This window comes from Aeromicrobium marinum DSM 15272 (assembly GCF_000160775.2).
In the GTDB taxonomy this organism is placed as follows: Bacteria; Actinomycetota; Actinomycetes; order Propionibacteriales; family Nocardioidaceae; genus Aeromicrobium; species Aeromicrobium marinum.
This window is the reverse complement of the sequence record NZ_CM001024.1, coordinates 2,872,613-2,888,243: the sequence shown is the minus strand read 5'-3', so window position 1 is coordinate 2,888,243 and position 15,631 is coordinate 2,872,613. Positions and strand designations below refer to the sequence as shown.

Genomic DNA, 15,631 nt, shown 5'->3' with positions numbered 1-15,631 from the left:
GTCATCGGACGAATCGAGCCATGAGTCGCTCGAGCGCCAAGAGGGGTGCGGCGTTGGCCTCGAGCGCGGCCCGGCACTCGACGATCGCATCGATGGCAGCCATCGTCGACTCGGGGGTCCACAGCCGGGCCGAATCGGCGGCGAGCTCGGCGACGTCGGCGTTGATCAGCTGGTCCGGGCCGGACACCGCCTCGAGCTGCAGGGTGATGACGTCGCGGCAGTAGGCGAGCAGGTCGAGCAGCACGCCGTCGATGGCGTCGCGGGCCATCCGCTTGCGGCGCCGCTCCTGCTCCTTGGTGAGCGCGGACAGCGCGCCGGCGTAGCCGGCCGGCCTCCGACCGCGGTCCTCGACGCCCCAGGCCGCCTTGAGGTCGTCCAGCTCCCGGGCGTCGGCGACGTCGCAGTGGGTGGTGGCGCGGGCGGTGGCCTCGGCGTCGATGCGCTGCGCGGCGACGAGGGCGTCACCGAGATGACCGACCCCGGCCGGCAGGGCGAGGATCTCGCGGCGGCGGTCGCGGGCGGCCGGGTCACGGGCGAGCCCGCGGGCGCGTCCGATGTGTCCCTGCGACGCCGCCGCCGTGGCCGCGGCGAGCGCCGGCTCGACCCCGTCGCGCTCGACCAGCAACCGGCTGATCGCCGACGTCGACGGGGTGCGCAGCAGCACCGCCCGGCAGCGGGAGCGGATCGTGACGATGACGTCCTCGACGGCCGGGGCGCACAGCATCCACACCGTGCGGGGCGCCGGCTCCTCGATCGCCTTGAGCAACGCGTTGGCCGCCTGGTCGGTCAGCCGGTCGGCGTCCTCGACGACGAGCACCTGCCACCGCCCGAGCGCCGAGTGCAGGGCCGAACGGCGCACGACGTCGCGGGCGATGTCGACGCCGATCGACAGGCCGTCGGTGCTGACGACCGCGATGTCGGGGTGGCTCCCGGCGGCGGCGGAGACGCAGGACGAGCAGGCGCCGCACCCGCCGAGCTCGCACTGCAGGGCCGCCGCGAAGGCCAGGGCGGCGTTGGACCGGCCGGAGCCGGGCGGGCCGGTGAACAGCCACGCGTGGGTCATCGCGCCGGGCTCGGCCACCACCCGCGACAGCAGGTCCACGACGGGCTCCTGACCGACCAGGTCGTCCCAGACGGTCACGTGGCGGCCGGCCGCGTGGTCGACCGGGAGAGCCAGGGGGTCAGCGCACCGCGGATGTCGGCCTGCACCTGCTCGGCGGGCCGGTCGGCGTCGACCACGAGGTAGTGGTCGGGATCGGCCGCCGCCAGCCGCAGGAAGTGCTCCCGCACCCGCCGGTGGAACGCCAGCGGCTCGGCCTCGATCCGGTCGGGCTCGCCCGCCCGCGCGAGACCCACGACGGGGTCGATGTCGAGGACCACGGTGAGATGGGGGCGCAGGTCGGCCGTGGCCCACCGCGCGACGTGCTCCAGTTCCTGGACGTCGATCGCGCGGCCTGCACCCTGGTAGGCGAGCGTGGAGTCGACATATCGATCCGTGAGGACCACCTGGCCCGCGGCCAGCGCCGGCAGGACGAGCGCCTCGACGTGCTCGGCCTTGTCGGCGGCGTAGATGAGCGCCTCGGTGCGGGAGTTGAGCGCACCGGTGGCCGGATCGAGCACGATGCGCCGCAGCTGCGACCCGACCGGGGTGCCACCCGGCTCTCGGGTGACCAGGACCTGGTGACCCCGCTCGGTCAGCCACGAGGCCAGCAGGCCGGACTGGGTGGACTTGCCGCCGCCCTCGCCACCCTCGAGCGCGACGAAGACGCCCGAGTCGGTGAAGTACGGCATGGCGCGAGCCTAGTGGGCCGCGCCCACGACCCCTCGGGGGCGGGCCGCCATCCGGAGCTCGACGACCAGCAGGGCGACGCAGACCGCTCCGACCCACAGCTCGGTGTACGGCCACCAGGTCGCCGCGACGGTGGCCGCGACGGCCACCGCCAGCGGACCCCAGGTCCGGGCCGACGCGTCGTGGAGGCGGATGTGCACCAGCCACAACGACAGCAGGAACACGACCACCGGACCGGTGACGAACGCGGACGACACGAGGTCGGTGACCTCGGAGTGGTCGGTGTAGTGGTCGATCCGGGCCGCGAGCCCGGCGCCGACCGCAGCACCCGCACCGTAGATGAAGTAGTGCCCGAACCCCCACTGGTACCCCACGGAGTTGTCGGTGAGCACCTCGCCGCCCTCGCGGGAGAAGTACAACCACCAGAAGGAGAAGACGATCAGCACGCCGCCGGTGACCACCGCGAGCAGCTGGGACCGAAGCTGCCGTCGTCCAGGGCGGCCTGGAGCGCGAACGTCGTCGCCAGGATGGTCTCGCCGAGCACGATGATGAACATGAGGCCGTAGCGCTCGGCGATGTGGTGGGGGTGCCACGGCGTGGTACCGGCCGACTCGGCCACGACCGGGACCGCGAAGTCGACGGCCGCGAACACCAGGAACACCGGGACGATCCAGGCGTCCGGGACCGCGAGGAAGACGATCCACAGCGACTGGGCCACGAACAGGCCCGCGGCGTACCGGCGGGCGGTGGCGGCCCCCTCGGGGTGTCCGGCGGCCGCCCTGAGCCACATGAGCACCAGCCCGATCCGCATGAGCGAGTACCCCACGACGACCAGGGTGAAGTCCTGCTCGAACAGGTTCGGCACACCGGCAGCCAGCACGAGGGAACCGACGATCTGCCACAGGGCCAGGACCCGGTTCCCCGTGTCGTCGTTGTCGTACGCGGAGTTGTACCAGGCGAAGTTCAGCCAGGCCCACCAGATCGCGAAGAACCCGATCGCGAAGTACAGCAGGCCCTCGCCCACGTGGTTCTCGCTGATGGAGTGGTGCAGCTCCGCTGCGGCCTGGGCGATGGCGACGACGTAGCAGAGATCGGTGAAGAGCTCCAACGGCGTGGCTGACCGATGCGGCTCGCGGGGGTCACGGGGCCTCACCCCGGGCATGATGGTGACCATGAACCCCAGTGCGGCAGCACGTTCGCGCGGTCTCGTCCCATGGTGGCACGGCGCGACCGCCGCGATCGCGGCCGTCGCGCTGGTCGGGCAGATCGTCCTCGTCGTCGATTCCGGGGACGGACTGCTGGACTTCTTCAGCTACTTCACGATCCAGTCGAACCTGCTCGTGCTCGCGACGTCGGTGGTGCTCGCGACCGGCCGGGAGCCCGACTCCCGCGGGTGGCGGGTGCTGCGGCTCGCGGCCCTGGTCGGCATCACGGTGACGGGACTCGTCTACGCCACGCTGATCGGGCCGTACGTGTCGTTCGAGGGCATCACGTGGTGGTACGACAAGGCGTTCCACTACGTCGTCCCCCTGCTCGCCGTGGTCGGCCACGTGTGGGTCGGCCCGCGGCCCCGGTTCGTGCCGGCGGACCTGGTCGTCCTGGCGTGGCCGGTGGCCTGGCTGGCCTACACACTGGCGCGCTCCGAGTGGGGCGACCCCTCGTTCGCGGCCAACGACGGATCGGTCAGCCGGGTCCCCTACGACTTCCTCAGCACCGACCTCAACGGCGCCGGGTCGGTGGCCGTCACCTGCGTGGGCCTCACCCTGGGGATGCTGCTGGTCGCCGGCGCCTACATCCGGTGGTCGCACCGCGACCGTCCGGCCGCCTGATCAGGACGACGCGGTCGACTTCTTGGCCGTCGTCTTCCTCGCGGTGGTCTTCTTCGCGGTGGTCTTCTTGGCCGTCTTCTTGGCAGCGGACTTCTTCGCCGTGGTCTTCTTCGCGGTGGTCTTCTTGGCCGTCTTCTTGGCGGGGGTCTTCTTGCCGCCCTTCTTGGCCGGCCCCTTGGCGCGGCGCTCGGCCAGCAGCTCGTAGGCGCGGTCGGCCGTGAGGTCCTCGAGGGAGTCGTCCTTGCGCAGCGTCGCGTTGTACTCCCCGTCGGTCACGTACATGCCGAAACGGCCGTCCTTCACCACGATCGGCCGTCCGCTGACCGGGTCCTCGCCGAACTCCTTCAGCGGGGGCTTGGCGGCGGCCCGACCGTAGGTCTTCGGCTGGGCGTAGATCGCGAGAGCCTGCTCCTCGGTGAGGGTGAGCAGCTGGTCCTCGGACTCCAGCGACCGGGAGTCCGTGCCCTTCTTGAGATACGGGCCGTAGCGACCGTTCTGCGCCGTGATCTCGACCCCGTCGGCATCGGTGCCCACGACCCGCGGGAGGGTGAGGAGCCGCACGGCGTCGTCGATCCCGATGGAGTCCAGCGACATCGACTTGAACAGGCTCGCGGTGCGGGGCTTGGCCGACTTGGGTGCGTCCGCCGGCAGCGCCTCGGTCACGTACGGACCGTAGCGACCGTTGCGGGCCGTCAGCTCCAGGCCGGTCTCGGGGTGCGAGCCCAGGGACTTCTCCTGTCCCTGCGGGTTGGCGAGCAGCTCGCGTGCCGTCTCCAGCGTCAGCTCGTCCGGCGGCAGGTCCTCGGGCACGTTGGCCCGCGTGGGCACCTCGCTGCCGCCGTCACCGGGCACCATCGGCGGGCCCTCGACGTAGGGCCCGTAGCGACCGACCCGCAGGTTGATGCCCTCGCCCAGCTCGAACGTCGCGAGCGCCCGCGCGTCGATGTCGGGCAGGTTGTCGATGAGCCGCTTGAGCCCCGTGTCGCCCTCCGCCTGACCGTCCCAGAAGGCCTGCAGCACCGTGACCCGGTCCTCGCGGCCCCCGGCCACCTCGTCGAGCACGTCCTCCAGCTCGGCGGTGAACGAGTAGTCGATCAGCCGCTCGAAGTGCTGCTCCAGCAGGCGCACGACGCTGAACGCGATCCACGCCGGGACCAGGGCGGTGCCCTTCTTGTACACGTACCCGCGGTTCTGGATGGTGCCGATGATCGAGGCGTAGGTCGACGGCCGGCCGATCTCGCGCTCCTCCAGCTCCTTGATGAGGCTGGCCTCCGTGAACCGCGCCGGGGGCTTGGTCTGGTGGGCGGCCGCGTCGAGCTCGTCGATCGTGACGGTGTCGCCCTGCGACAGGTTGGGCAGCTTGGTCTGCGCGTCGTCGCCCTGGGCGTCGGGGTCCTCGCTGGTCTCGACGTACGCCTTCAGGAATCCGTGGAAGGTGATGGTGCGGCCGGAGGAGGTGAACTCCACCTTCTCGCCGCTGGTGGCGGTCGCGCCGATGCGGATCGTGACGGAGTTGCCGGCAGCGTCCTTCATCTGCGAGGCGACGGTGCGCTTCCAGACCAGGTCGTAGAGCTTGGCCTCGTCGCCGCGCAGACCGGTGGAGTCCGGGGTGCGGAACGCCTCACCGGCCGGGCGGATGGCCTCGTGCGCCTCCTGGGCGTTCTTGACCTTGCCGGCGTACACCCGGGGGGCGTCGGGCAGGTACTGCGCCCCGTACAGCTCCTTGACCTGGGCCCGTGCCGCGGTGAGTGCGGTCTGCGAGAGGGTCGTGGAGTCGGTCCGCATGTAGGTGATGAAGCCGCCCTCGTAGAGCCGCTGGGCGACCTGCATGGTGCGGGCGGCGGTCCAGCCGAACTTGCGCGAGCCCTCCTGCTGCATCGTGGTGGTGCGGAACGGCGCGTACGGGCGACGGGTGTAGGGCTTGGACTCGACCGAGACGACCTGGTGCGGCTGATCACGGATCGCGGCTGCGAGCGCGGCCGAACGGTCGGCGTCGAGGTGGACGACGTCGGGGCTCTTCAGCTGCGCCGCGGCGTCGAAGTGCGACCCGTTCGCCACCCGGCGACCGTCGACCGTCGCGAGCTTGGCGGGGAACAGCCGTGGCTCCAGGTCGGCACCGGCGTCGAACGTCGCCTCGAGGTCCCAGTAGTGCGCGACCCGGAACGCCATCCGCGCCCGCTCGCGCTCGACCACCAGGCGGGTGGCCACCGACTGCACGCGGCCCGCGGAGAGGCCGCTCATGACCTTCTTCCACAGGACGGGGCTGACCTCGTAGCCGTACAGGCGGTCGAGGATCCGGCGGGTCTCCTGCGCGTCGACGAGGTCCATGTCGACGTCGCGAGGGTTGGCGATGGCGTGGGCGATCGCCTCGGAGGTGATCTCGTTGAACACGATCCGCTTGACCGGGACCTTGGGCTTCAGCTCGTCGAGCAGGTGCCAGGCGATCGCCTCGCCCTCACGGTCCTCATCGGTCGCGAGCACGAGCTCGTCAGCGGACTTGAGCAGCTTCTTCAGCTTGGTGATCTGCGACTTCTTGTCGGCGGACACGACGTAGACCGGCTCGAAGCCGTTCTCGATGTCGACGCCGAGACGCGCCCAGGACTCCTTCTTGTACTTCTCGGGGATCTGGTCGGCGCCCTGCGGGAGGTCCCGGATGTGGCCGACGGAGGAGTCCACGACGTAGCCGTCACCGAGGTAGCCCGCGATGCTGCGGACCTTGTTCGGTGACTCGACGATGACGAGCGTGGTCATGGGACTCCTGTTCCGGGGCGGACGGGCACACCGTACCCCCCGGTGTCAACGGCCCGCCAAACGAAACGGTGTGACGTTCTCCGGGCCGCGGCCTCAGGGAAGGAGGAACAGCTCGGCGGCCAACGACTCCACCGCCGGCGCGTACTGCTCGCGGACGGCGGCCGGGTCGAGGTCCAGCAGACTCGCCACCGCGTCGAGGATCTGCCCCGCCGTGAGGTCGCCGTCGCTGGCCGAGAGCAGGGCCGCCTCGACCGTGTCGACCTGCCGGGAACGCTGCAGACCGAACTGCCTCCGGACGACGATCCGCTCCGGGTCGGCCGCCCCCACGGCGCCGTGGGTGTCCTGCACCAGGTCGACCGGGGTGCGCCACGTGCGGTCGAGCGGAGCGCCCGCCGCCAGAGCCTCGGAGACACCCGCCCACTCCACGGCCCCGGGGCCGACCGGCGGGGCGACCGGGGCCGAGCACTCCTCGACCCGCACGTGCGGCACGTCCCGGTCGGAGCGGCGCAGGGTGATCCAGCCGAAGCCCATCGCCTCGATGCCCCGCGCCTCGAACCACCCCAGCCAGGCGTCGTAGCGGTCCACGTACCCCGGACCGCCGCGGTGCCCGGCATCGGCGAGCCACATCTCGGCGTAGGAGGCCGGGTCGAGCACCTCGCGCTGCACCACCCACGCGTCCAGTCCGGTCGGGGCGATCCAGCCGGACAGACGATCGGCCCAGTCCTGGTCGGCCGGGTGGATCCAGCTGGCCAGCACCTGGCACCAGCCGTGCTCGGTCAGGTGGTCGGGTGCGCCCTGCACGATGCGCCGCACGACCTCGTCGCCCTCGAAGCCGGTCTCGCGGTACACCAGCCGGTCGCCGTCGGGCGGGGAGACGACGAAGGGCGGGTTGGTGGCGACGAGGTCGAACCGTTCGGTCGCCACCGGCTCGAAGAGACTGCCCCGGCGCACGTCGACGGTGACACCGTTCAAGGACGCGGTCAGCTCGGCCATGGCGAGCGCCCGGGGGTTGACGTCGGTGGCGACGACACGGTCGGCGTGCTGGGCGAGGTGGAGCGCCTGCACCCCGCAGCCGGTGCCGAGATCGAGGGCGCGGGCCACCGGGGTCCGGACGGTGAGGTGGGCCAGCGACGACGACGCCTCGCTGATGCCCAGCACGTGCTCGGCCCCGACCCGGACCGGTCCGGCGTCCAGGCCCGGGGTGAGGTCGCACACGACCCACCAGTCGTGGTCCTCGTCGCCGTAGGGGCGCACGTCGACCGCCGCCCGCACCTCGCCGGCCGACGAGTGCAGCAGTCCACCCGCGACGAGGGGGTCGACGAGGCCGGGCAGGGCCCGGTCGGCGGCGTCGCGCGGCACCGCGAGCTGGAGCTGGAACAACCGGACCAGGGTCGACAGGGGTGAGCCGTCCGCCGTGGCCCGACGGGCCGGCACGGTCTCGTTGCGCGACAGTGCCGCGTGCGCGTCGGGGCCGAGCAGGGCGAAGACCCCGTCGACGGTGTGGCCGGCCGCGGTCAGGGCCGCCCGCAGTGCGTCGACGAGGTCAGGAGCGAGCCTCACTCCGGCACGGCGGTGGCGGCGTCGACACTGTCGTGCAGCCCGAACACCTTGTCGAGGCCCGTGATCGAGAAGATCTTGAGCAGGCGGTCGTTGGTGCACACGATGTCGAGCGAGCCGCCGTCGCCGCGCACCCGCTTGAGCGCGCCGACGAGCACGCCGAGACCGGTGGAGTCGAGGAAGGCCACGTGCTCGATGTCGATCACCAGCCGGGTGTGTCCCTCGTCGATCGCCGCGACGACGGCCTCCCGCAGCCGGGGAGCGGTGTACACGTCGATCTCGCCACCGATCTCGACGATCTCGAACGGCGGCAGTGATCTCCGGGTGACCGACAGCTCCATGGCAACTCTCTCCTCGACGGCAGTCATTCTGGCACGCACGGGCCGGTCGCGCCGGTACCCATCCGCGCTGGTGTCACACTCAGGAGGATGCGACCTGCCGACCTCGTGGCCCGCCACGGCGACCGGGTGACCCACGTGGAGGTGGTGCCCGCCCGCGACGCCGTCGTCGAGCCGTGGCCCGAGTGGATCGCGCCGGCCGCCCGGGCCGCGTTCGCCGCGCACGGGATCGACCGGCTGTGGGGGCACCAGGCCGAGGCGCTGGCCCATCTGCGGGCCGGGCGTCACGTCGCCGTCGCGACCGGCACCTCGTCGGGCAAGTCGCTGGTGTTCCAGGCCCCCGCCCTGACGGCGCTCGACGCGGGTCGAGGTGGTGAGGCCCTGCAGGGTCACCGACGTCCCAGCGTGCTGTACCTCGCGCCGACCAAGGCGTTGGCAGCCGACCAGTGGCGACGGGTGCGCGAGCTCGATCCTGCGGTGCGGGTCGCCACCGTCGACGGCGACAACACCCGCGAGGAGCGGGCCTGGGCCCGCGACCACGCCGCCTGGGTGCTGACCAACCCCGACACGCTGCACCACTCGGTGCTGCCCGGGCACGCCCGCTGGACCCGGCTGCTGGGAGGCCTGAGGTACGTCGTGGTCGACGAGTGCCACCACTACCGGGGCGTGTTCGGGGCCCACGTCGCGCAGGTGCTGCGCCGCCTGCAACGGATCTGCCACCACTACGGCGCGGACCCCCGGTTCGTGCTGTCGTCGGCCACGGTGGCGGACCCGGCCGAGTTCGCCGGCCGCCTGACCGGACTGGAGGTGACGGCGGTGACCGACGACGCCTCCCCGCGCGGCGTGCGCACGATCGCGCTGTGGGAGCCGCCCCTGCTCCCCGGGCGCGACGAGGCGGTCGAGCCGGTCAGGCGGCCGGCGGCCACCGAGGCCGGCCACCTGCTGGCGGACCTGGTCGCCGGCGGGGTCCGCACCCTGGTGTTCGTGCGGTCGCGCCGGGGGGCCGAGGGCGTCGCCGGCACCGCACAGCGCCTGGTGGGCGAGATCGACCCCGACCTGCCCGGTCGCATCGCGACCTACCGGGGCGGCTACCTGCCGGAGGAACGTCGGGCGCTCGAACAGCGCCTGCGGACCGCGGACCTGCTGGGGCTGGCCTCCACCAACGCGCTCGAGCTGGGGATCGACGTGTCCGGGCTCGACGCCGTCGTGTCCGTGGGGTTCCCCGGGACCCGGGCGGCGCTGCAGCAGCAGTTCGGTCGGGCCGGGCGCGACGGCCAGGACTCGTTGGGCGTCCTGGTCGCCCGCGCCGACCCCTTGGACACCTACCTCGTGCACCACCCCGAAGCGCTGCTCGGCGCCCCGCTCGAGGCCACGGTGTTCGACCCCGACAACCCGTACGTCCTGGGTCCGCACCTCGCGGCCGCCGCCCAGGAGCTGCCGCTGACCGAGACCGACCTGACGACCTTCGGTCCCCGCGCCCGCGAGGGGGTGGACGCGCTAGCGGCGGCCGGGTGGCTCCGGCAACGACCTGCGGGCTGGTTCTGGACCCGGCGCGACCGGGCGGCGGACCTCGCCGACCTCCGGTCCAGCGGAGGAGCGCCGGTGCAGATCGTCGACGACGGCACGGGCCGGCTGGTGGGGACCGTCGACGCCGGGTCGGCCGACGCCGCCGTGCACGAGGGCGCGGTCTACGTGCACCAGGGCGAGACCTACCTCGTCGAGCGCTACGACCCCGACACCGCGGCCGCGCTCGTGCGGCGGGCGGACCCCGACTGGACGACGCAGGCCCGGTCGGCGACCGAGATCACCGTCACCGGCACCGACCACCACACCGACTGGGGACGCGCCACGGTGTCGCTCGGGACGGTCGACGTGATGACCCAGGTGACGTCGTACCTGCGGCTCAGCACGGTCGGCCGCGGCACCCTGGGCGAGGTCTCGCTGGAGCTGCCCGTGCGGTCGCTGCGCACCCGGGCGGTGTGGTGGACGCTGGACCCCGACGTGGTGGGCTCGGTGCTCGACGAGGTCGACGTCCCCGGCGCGGCGCACGCGGCCGAGCACGCGTCGATCGGTCTGCTGCCGCTGCTCGCGACCTGCGACCGGTGGGACATCGGTGGGGTCTCGACCGCCCTGCACGCCGACACCGGCCGGATGACCGTGTTCGTGCACGACGGACATCCGGGAGGAGCCGGGTTCGCCGAACGCGGGTACGACGTGGCGGCGACCTGGCTGCGGGTCACGCGCGACGCGATCGCCGCCTGCGCCTGCGCGCGCGGGTGCCCGTCGTGCGTGCAGTCACCCAAGTGCGGCAACGGCAACGAGCCGCTCGACAAGGCCGGCGCCGTGCGGCTGCTCGACGCCGTGCTGGAGGCGGCTCACGACCCGGAGAGGTAGCTGACGGGCGCCGCGCGGGCCCGTTGCTCCGCCGACCACCGCCACCCCCACCACGGGTCGCTCACGACCCTGACGGTGACCGTCGAGACCGCATGGTCCATGCGACAGGCGGCCAGCTCGGCACCGTTGCGGTCGGCGATGCGGTCCGCGGCGGCACACCCGTCCTCCCCGTCGGAGGCGGCGCGGGCGGCGGCGAGCGCGGCGAGGTCCGCCGCGGCGGCCGCGGTGTGTCGGACGCCCACGAGGCTCGCCGCCTGGACCAGCACCAGGGCGAGCACCGTGAGCCCCACGGCGACCACGACCGCGACGACCGACACGGCCCCCCGGTCGCGGGTCACGGATCCTCCGCGGCGGCGGTGACCGTCGCGGACAGCTCGCGCCGACCGACGTCGGCCAGGCCCGGCAGGGCGATCCCGGAGCCGGCCCGCACGGTCACGGTGATCAGCCCGCCCTGCTCGTCGACCTCGACGGTCGCCCCGTCCGGAGCGTTGCGGCGGGCGACGTCCGTGGCGTCGGCGACGGAGTCGCCTCGGGCGACGACACGGGCCGCCTCCCGTGCGGCATCGGTCAGGCGGACCTGGGTGTGACCCAGGCCGACGACCCACGCCAGCAGGACGACGAAGGCCAGGCCGAACGGGGTGATGACCGCGAGCTCCGCGGTGACCATGCCGTGGTCGGGTCGGCGGCCGGTCATCGGAACAGCCGGGTGACGATCGACGGCATCTCGAACCCCAGGGCACGGGCCCACAGGTCGCGGACGAGGCCCATGATCTCGTCGCCGATGCCGAGGCGATGGAGCACGAGGGCGATGAGGATCGCGCCGACGGTGCCGACGGTGTACTCGGTGGTGGACATGCTGCTCCTAGCGGCGGGGACGGGGCGCGAGGCCCCGGCCCCGCCCGGGTGGGACGGTCAGAACGGCAGGATCGAGGGGATCTTGTCCAGGACGCCGCGGACGAGGTCGCCGAACCACTCGCTCTGGCCGATCTTGACGAGCACGCCGCCGACCGTGCAGGCGCCGACGGTGCCGACGGCGTACTCGGCCGTCGTCATGCCGCGCTCGTCGGGACGGGTACGCGGTGCGTGGTGCTGGTTCATGGAAGGTCCTTCCGTGAGGTGATGTGTCGCCGGGAAGATGTGGTCGACCGGTCCCGCGGTGCGGACCGGACGGCCGCCTGTGGACGCCTGCGCGGGTGTGGACCGGTCGGCCGGGTCACGGGGCGACGACCCGCACCATGCCGACGACCGTGGGGACGATGCCGACGAGGAAGAACGCCGGCAGGAAGCACAGTCCGAGCGGTGCCGCCGTGGCCACGCCGACGCTGCGGCTGCGGTGCGCGATCTCGGCCCGTCGGGTGCGTCGCAGGTCGTCCGCGACCCGGGCGACCACCCGTGCGGCCGGCATGCCGGTGACCTCCGACCGGCGCAGGGCGCGGCCCACCGGGGCCAGGGTCGGGTCCCGCACCAGTGCGTCCCAGACGTCCAGGGGGTCGGCCGCGACCTCGAGCCGACGGGCGAGGCCGCGCAACTCCTCCGCGAGCGGGGCCGGGGCCGCATCGGCGACCACCGCGAAGGCGCCCCCCGGGGAGCGACCGGCCTCGAGCGCGGTGACCACCAGGTCGAGCGCCGCGGGCAGCAGCCGGACCATCTCGGCCTGCCGTCGCTGCCGCGCCGTCGTCCCGGCGCGATCCACCAGCCGGCGGACGGTCGGCACGGCGGCGGCGCCCACCACCGCCCCCCACGGCCAACCGACGACCACGATGCCGGTACCGACGGTGAGCACGCCGACGACGAGTCCGGGGGGTGGTCGACGACGCGGTCGCTCCTCGGCGGTGAGGGCACGCCGCCGTCGCAGCGGCGGACCGGGCACGACCAACCACACCGCCGCTGCGACGACGAGGGCCGGCAGCACTCAGGTCACCTCCGCGCGGTCGGCGATGCGGTCGACCCAGACCACCCCGAGGCAGGCCAGACCGACACCCGAGGTCACGGATGTGGCACCGACGATCGATCCGGTGACGACGGCCACCGGATCGGCCCCGATGCCGGCGCCGAGCCCGAGTCCCACCAGCGGCAGCAGAGCCATCAGGCGGCCCGACGCGCGGGCCGGCGCTGCTCCGGCCCGCACCTCGCGGGCGTTCTCGGCGTCCTCCCGGGCCGAGGCGGCCACCCGCTCCAGCACCGACGAGACCGGCGCGCCGGAACGCTCGGCCACCTGCCAGGCGGCCCCCAGGGCGGCGAAACCCTCGCGACCGGCGCCCGTGGCGAGCTCGCGGAAGGCCCCGGCCACGTCGCCGCCGAGGGCCATCGCCCGCGCCACGGGGAGAAGGACCGGCAGGTCGGCGGACAGCGACGGGACCGCGCGGTGCGGGGACCCGCCGGCCCGCAGCTCCGCGGCGAGCAGGTCGATGACCTCGGTGGTCTCCTCCCGGGCCCGGTCGCGTCGGTCGCGCCGGCGGGTCGCGCGGACCTGCCGGACCACGAACCAGGCGACCCCCGTGCCGGCGGCGACGAGCAGCAGCACCGGGGGACGGTCGAGCACGTCGACCGCGAACCCGATCACCATCGCGCCGAGGACCGCAGCGCCGACCAGCGGCCACCGGACCGAGGAGGACGGTCGGCCGAGCCGGTGGCCGGCCACCCACCGCGGGGGCGGCCACCGCAGGGCGACGGCCCCGGCCGTGCAGGCCATGGCGGCGACGGTGAGGATCATCGGCCACGCTCGAGCCTGGCGGCGAGGGCGTCGTGGGCCGGCCCCGGTCGCGCAGCGCCGCCTGCCATCACGATCGCCGGGACCGCGCTCACCCGGCCGGACGGGTCGACGACCACGGCGGCCAGGTGCTCGATGCGGCGGCGTCCGTCCGCCGCCCTGCCCAGGTGCAGGACGGCGTCGAGTCCGGCCGCCACCTGACTGTGCACCGCGTCGCGGGGCAGTCCCCCGGCGACCCCGAGAGCCTCGAACCGGGCAGGGACGTCGGCGGCGGAGTTGGCGTGCACCGTGCCGCACCCGCCCTCGTGACCGGTGTTGAGGGCGGCCAGCAGATCGACGACCTCGGCGCCCCGCACCTCGCCGACGACGAGCCGGTCGGGTCGCATCCGCAGCGCCTGCCGGACGAGGTCGCGCACCGTCACGACCCCCGCGCCCTCGACGTTGGCCGGCCTGGCCTCCAGGCCCACCACGTGCGGATGGTCGGGTCGCAGCTCGGTGGCGTCCTCGACGACCACGATCCGCTCGGCCGCAGGCACCTCGCCGAGCAGGGCGGAGAGCACGGTGGTCTTGCCGGAGCCGGTCCCCCCGGACACGACGAACGACAGACGGGCCGCCACCAGCTGCCGCAGGACGGTCGCCCCGGCCGGTCCGACGGCACCCGCCGCCACCAGCTCGGCCAACGAGAACGTGCGTCGCGACGGGACCCGGAGCGAGATGACCGTCCCGGGGCGGGCCACGGGTGCGAGAACGGCATGGAACCGCGTGCCGTCGGGGAGCCGGGCATCGACCCACGGGCTCGCGTCGTCGAGCCGTCGGCCGGCCTGGGCCGCTAGCCGTTGGGCGAGCCGCCGCACCTCGGCGTCGGAGCCGAACGACACGTCGGTCAGCTCCAGTCCGTGACCGCGGTCGAGGTGCACCGCCTCCGCCCCATTGACCAGCACGTCGGTCACGCCGGGGAGCGAGACCAGGGGCTCGAGGGCGCCGATCCCGCGACTCTCCCGTCGCAGGCGGTCGAGGATCGCCAGCACCGTGTCACTGCCGCACATGTGCGTCTCGGCCCGCAGGGCGTCGGCGACGTGGCCGGCCGTCGGCTCGTCGACACCGACGGCCAGGCGTCGGCGGACCCGCTCCAGCAGGTCGACGGGCACGTCGGTCACGGCCGGTCCAGCCCGAGGAGGTCCAGCACCGGATCGGCGGCGCGGCCGAGAGGACGCGACCGGTGGGGCCCGAGCCCGCGGTCGACGGCCGTCCGCAGGCGTCGGTCGTGACGCACCCGCACCGGGACCGGCAGGCCCAGGACGCGGGCGGTCTCGGACCGCCCGACCCCTCCCGCCCGTGGACGGAGCACCCCGACCACGGAGGTGGTCAGAGCCGCCAGGTGGCTCATCGTCCGCTCGGCCGCTGCGAGTCCCCGGACGTCGTCGGTCACGACCAGCACCGTGAGGACCGCGCGCGCGAGCACGTCGGTGCCGAGCCGGCCGGGGTCGCGGGGCACGTCCGCGACCACGAGGTCGAACCCCCGTGCCGCGGCGTCGAGCACCGGACCCGGCCGCACGTCGCCGATCGACGCCTCGCGGGCCCAGGTCACGAGTCCGACGCCGCGATGGGTCGGCACCACCTCGGCCAGTGCCTCGGCGGAGACCCGACCGGCGGTGTGCCCCAGGTCGGACCACCGGACCCCGTCGACGTGCTCGGCGCCCATCAGCAGGTCGATGCCACCGGCGCAGGGGTCGGCGTCGACCAGCAGGGACCTCAGACCCCGGCGGGTCCCGCGGACGGCCAACCCGGCGGCGAACGTCGAGGCCCCGACCCCTCCGCAGGCGCCGACGACGGCCACGAGGCAGGCCTCCCCGCGACCGTCGACCGCACCACCGAGGACGTCGACGGCGTCCTGCTCGGACGTGGGCTCGAGCACGGCGGCGGCTCCGAGGTGCACCGCGGCGCGCCAGACGGCCGGATCGTCGCCGGCCGCGACCAGGTAGACGCGGTCCCGCCGGACGAGTCCGGCCGCGGCGAGGTCGTCGGCGAGGTCGGCACCGACGAGCACCACCGGGGCCTCCCGCCAACCCCGCCGGCAGCCGGGGACGTCCGTGGCCACCTCCGGCGAGGCGCCCACGGCGGCGCACCACCGCGTGGCGCGCTCCAGCACGTCGGGGTCACGGGTCACGACGAGCGGGGAGGTCGACATGGCGCCAGCGTGCCGCCGGGAGGTCAGGCAGGGCAGCAGGCGGTGATCGTCTGTGGACGACGCGCTCGTGGTCGC

The 15,631-nt window shown here is 73.8% G+C and carries 17 protein-coding genes; 2 read left to right on the top strand and 15 right to left on the bottom strand.

The annotated features are described in order from the left end of the window. Position 1: 1 nt before the first annotated feature. The 4 genes from HMPREF0063_RS14535 to HMPREF0063_RS17250 are packed head-to-tail and all read right to left on the bottom strand — an operon-like array spanning position 2 to position 2,951. Positions 2 to 1,141: a DNA polymerase III subunit delta' gene (locus HMPREF0063_RS14535; protein ID WP_007079459.1), complete on the bottom strand. Its 1,140-nt coding sequence runs from the start codon at positions 1,139 to 1,141 to the stop codon at positions 2 to 4. Continuing rightward, positions 1,138 to 1,791: a dTMP kinase gene (gene tmk, locus HMPREF0063_RS14530; RefSeq protein WP_007079458.1), complete on the bottom strand. Its 654-nt coding sequence runs from the start codon at positions 1,789 to 1,791 to the stop codon at positions 1,138 to 1,140. The genes HMPREF0063_RS14535 and tmk overlap by 4 nt, the downstream gene beginning before the upstream one ends. 9 nt (positions 1,792 to 1,800) lie before the next feature. Continuing rightward, positions 1,801 to 2,250 carry a low temperature requirement protein A gene (locus HMPREF0063_RS17255; protein WP_007079457.1) on the bottom strand — a complete coding sequence of 150 codons (450 nt, stop codon included), beginning with the start codon at positions 2,248 to 2,250 and terminating at the stop codon, positions 1,801 to 1,803. After that, positions 2,229 to 2,951: a low temperature requirement protein A gene (locus HMPREF0063_RS17250; RefSeq protein WP_425358311.1), complete on the bottom strand. Its 723-nt coding sequence runs from the start codon at positions 2,949 to 2,951 to the stop codon at positions 2,229 to 2,231. Before HMPREF0063_RS17250 ends, HMPREF0063_RS17255 begins: the two co-directional genes overlap by 22 nt. 10 nt (positions 2,952 to 2,961) lie before the next feature. Here HMPREF0063_RS17250 and HMPREF0063_RS16020 point away from each other — a divergent pair, with 10 nt between their 5' ends. Then, on the top strand, positions 2,962 to 3,618 hold the full coding sequence (locus tag HMPREF0063_RS16020) for a Pr6Pr family membrane protein (RefSeq protein ID WP_050760977.1): 657 nt from the start codon (positions 2,962 to 2,964) through the stop codon (positions 3,616 to 3,618). Here the strand turns inward: HMPREF0063_RS16020 and topA are convergent, their stop codons facing one another. From topA to HMPREF0063_RS14505, 3 genes are all read right to left on the bottom strand, one after another. Then, positions 3,619 to 6,369 (bottom strand): type I DNA topoisomerase, encoded by a 2,751-nt coding sequence (gene topA, locus HMPREF0063_RS14515; RefSeq protein ID WP_007079454.1) that lies wholly within the window; start codon positions 6,367 to 6,369, stop codon positions 3,619 to 3,621. 93 nt (positions 6,370 to 6,462) lie between these two features. Next, on the bottom strand, positions 6,463 to 7,929 hold the full coding sequence (locus HMPREF0063_RS14510; protein WP_007079453.1) for a DUF7059 domain-containing protein: 1,467 nt from the start codon (positions 7,927 to 7,929) through the stop codon (positions 6,463 to 6,465). Next, complete coding sequence (locus HMPREF0063_RS14505; protein WP_007079452.1) at positions 7,926 to 8,294, bottom strand: STAS domain-containing protein; 369 nt, start codon at positions 8,292 to 8,294, stop codon at positions 7,926 to 7,928. The genes HMPREF0063_RS14510 and HMPREF0063_RS14505 overlap by 4 nt, the downstream gene beginning before the upstream one ends. Before the next feature lie 60 nt (positions 8,295 to 8,354). Here HMPREF0063_RS14505 and HMPREF0063_RS14500 point away from each other — a divergent pair, with 60 nt between their 5' ends. Further along, positions 8,355 to 10,658, top strand: coding sequence for a DEAD/DEAH box helicase (locus HMPREF0063_RS14500; RefSeq protein ID WP_007079451.1), 2,304 nt, complete (start codon positions 8,355 to 8,357; stop codon positions 10,656 to 10,658). On the opposite strand, the gene HMPREF0063_RS14495 is transcribed toward HMPREF0063_RS14500, so the two are convergent. The 8 genes from HMPREF0063_RS14495 to ssd all read right to left on the bottom strand — a co-directional run bounded on the left by HMPREF0063_RS14495 (position 10,640) and on the right by ssd (position 15,556). Continuing rightward, positions 10,640 to 10,996: an Rv3654c family TadE-like protein gene (locus tag HMPREF0063_RS14495; RefSeq protein WP_007079450.1), complete on the bottom strand. Its 357-nt coding sequence runs from the start codon at positions 10,994 to 10,996 to the stop codon at positions 10,640 to 10,642. The two genes, HMPREF0063_RS14500 and HMPREF0063_RS14495, sit on opposite strands and share 19 nt — an antisense overlap. Continuing rightward, entirely contained in the window at positions 10,993 to 11,352 is a 360-nt protein-coding gene (locus tag HMPREF0063_RS17245) for a TadE family type IV pilus minor pilin (protein ID WP_007079449.1), read from the bottom strand. The genes HMPREF0063_RS14495 and HMPREF0063_RS17245 overlap by 4 nt, the downstream gene beginning before the upstream one ends. After that, a complete protein-coding gene (locus HMPREF0063_RS16385; RefSeq protein ID WP_007079448.1) occupies positions 11,349 to 11,513 on the bottom strand; it encodes a DUF4244 domain-containing protein in 165 nt (54 codons plus the stop codon). The genes HMPREF0063_RS17245 and HMPREF0063_RS16385 overlap by 4 nt, the downstream gene beginning before the upstream one ends. Positions 11,514 to 11,570: 57 nt before the next feature. Continuing rightward, complete coding sequence (locus tag HMPREF0063_RS14485; protein ID WP_040320322.1) at positions 11,571 to 11,756, bottom strand: DUF4244 domain-containing protein; 186 nt, start codon at positions 11,754 to 11,756, stop codon at positions 11,571 to 11,573. A gap of 115 nt (positions 11,757 to 11,871) precedes the next feature. Further along, the gene (locus HMPREF0063_RS14480) at positions 11,872 to 12,570 is read right to left on the bottom strand and encodes a type II secretion system F family protein (protein ID WP_007079446.1); all 699 of its coding nucleotides are present in this window, start codon (positions 12,568 to 12,570) and stop codon (positions 11,872 to 11,874) included. Continuing rightward, entirely contained in the window at positions 12,571 to 13,371 is an 801-nt protein-coding gene (locus tag HMPREF0063_RS16015) for a type II secretion system F family protein (protein WP_050760976.1), read from the bottom strand. It lies immediately after the preceding gene. Next, entirely contained in the window at positions 13,368 to 14,525 is a 1,158-nt protein-coding gene (locus HMPREF0063_RS14470; protein ID WP_007079445.1) for a TadA family conjugal transfer-associated ATPase, read from the bottom strand. Before HMPREF0063_RS14470 ends, HMPREF0063_RS16015 begins: the two co-directional genes overlap by 4 nt. Beyond that, complete coding sequence (gene ssd, locus HMPREF0063_RS14465; protein ID WP_040320321.1) at positions 14,522 to 15,556, bottom strand: septum site-determining protein Ssd; 1,035 nt, start codon at positions 15,554 to 15,556, stop codon at positions 14,522 to 14,524. The genes HMPREF0063_RS14470 and ssd overlap by 4 nt, the downstream gene beginning before the upstream one ends. Positions 15,557 to 15,631: the final 75 nt, after the last annotated feature.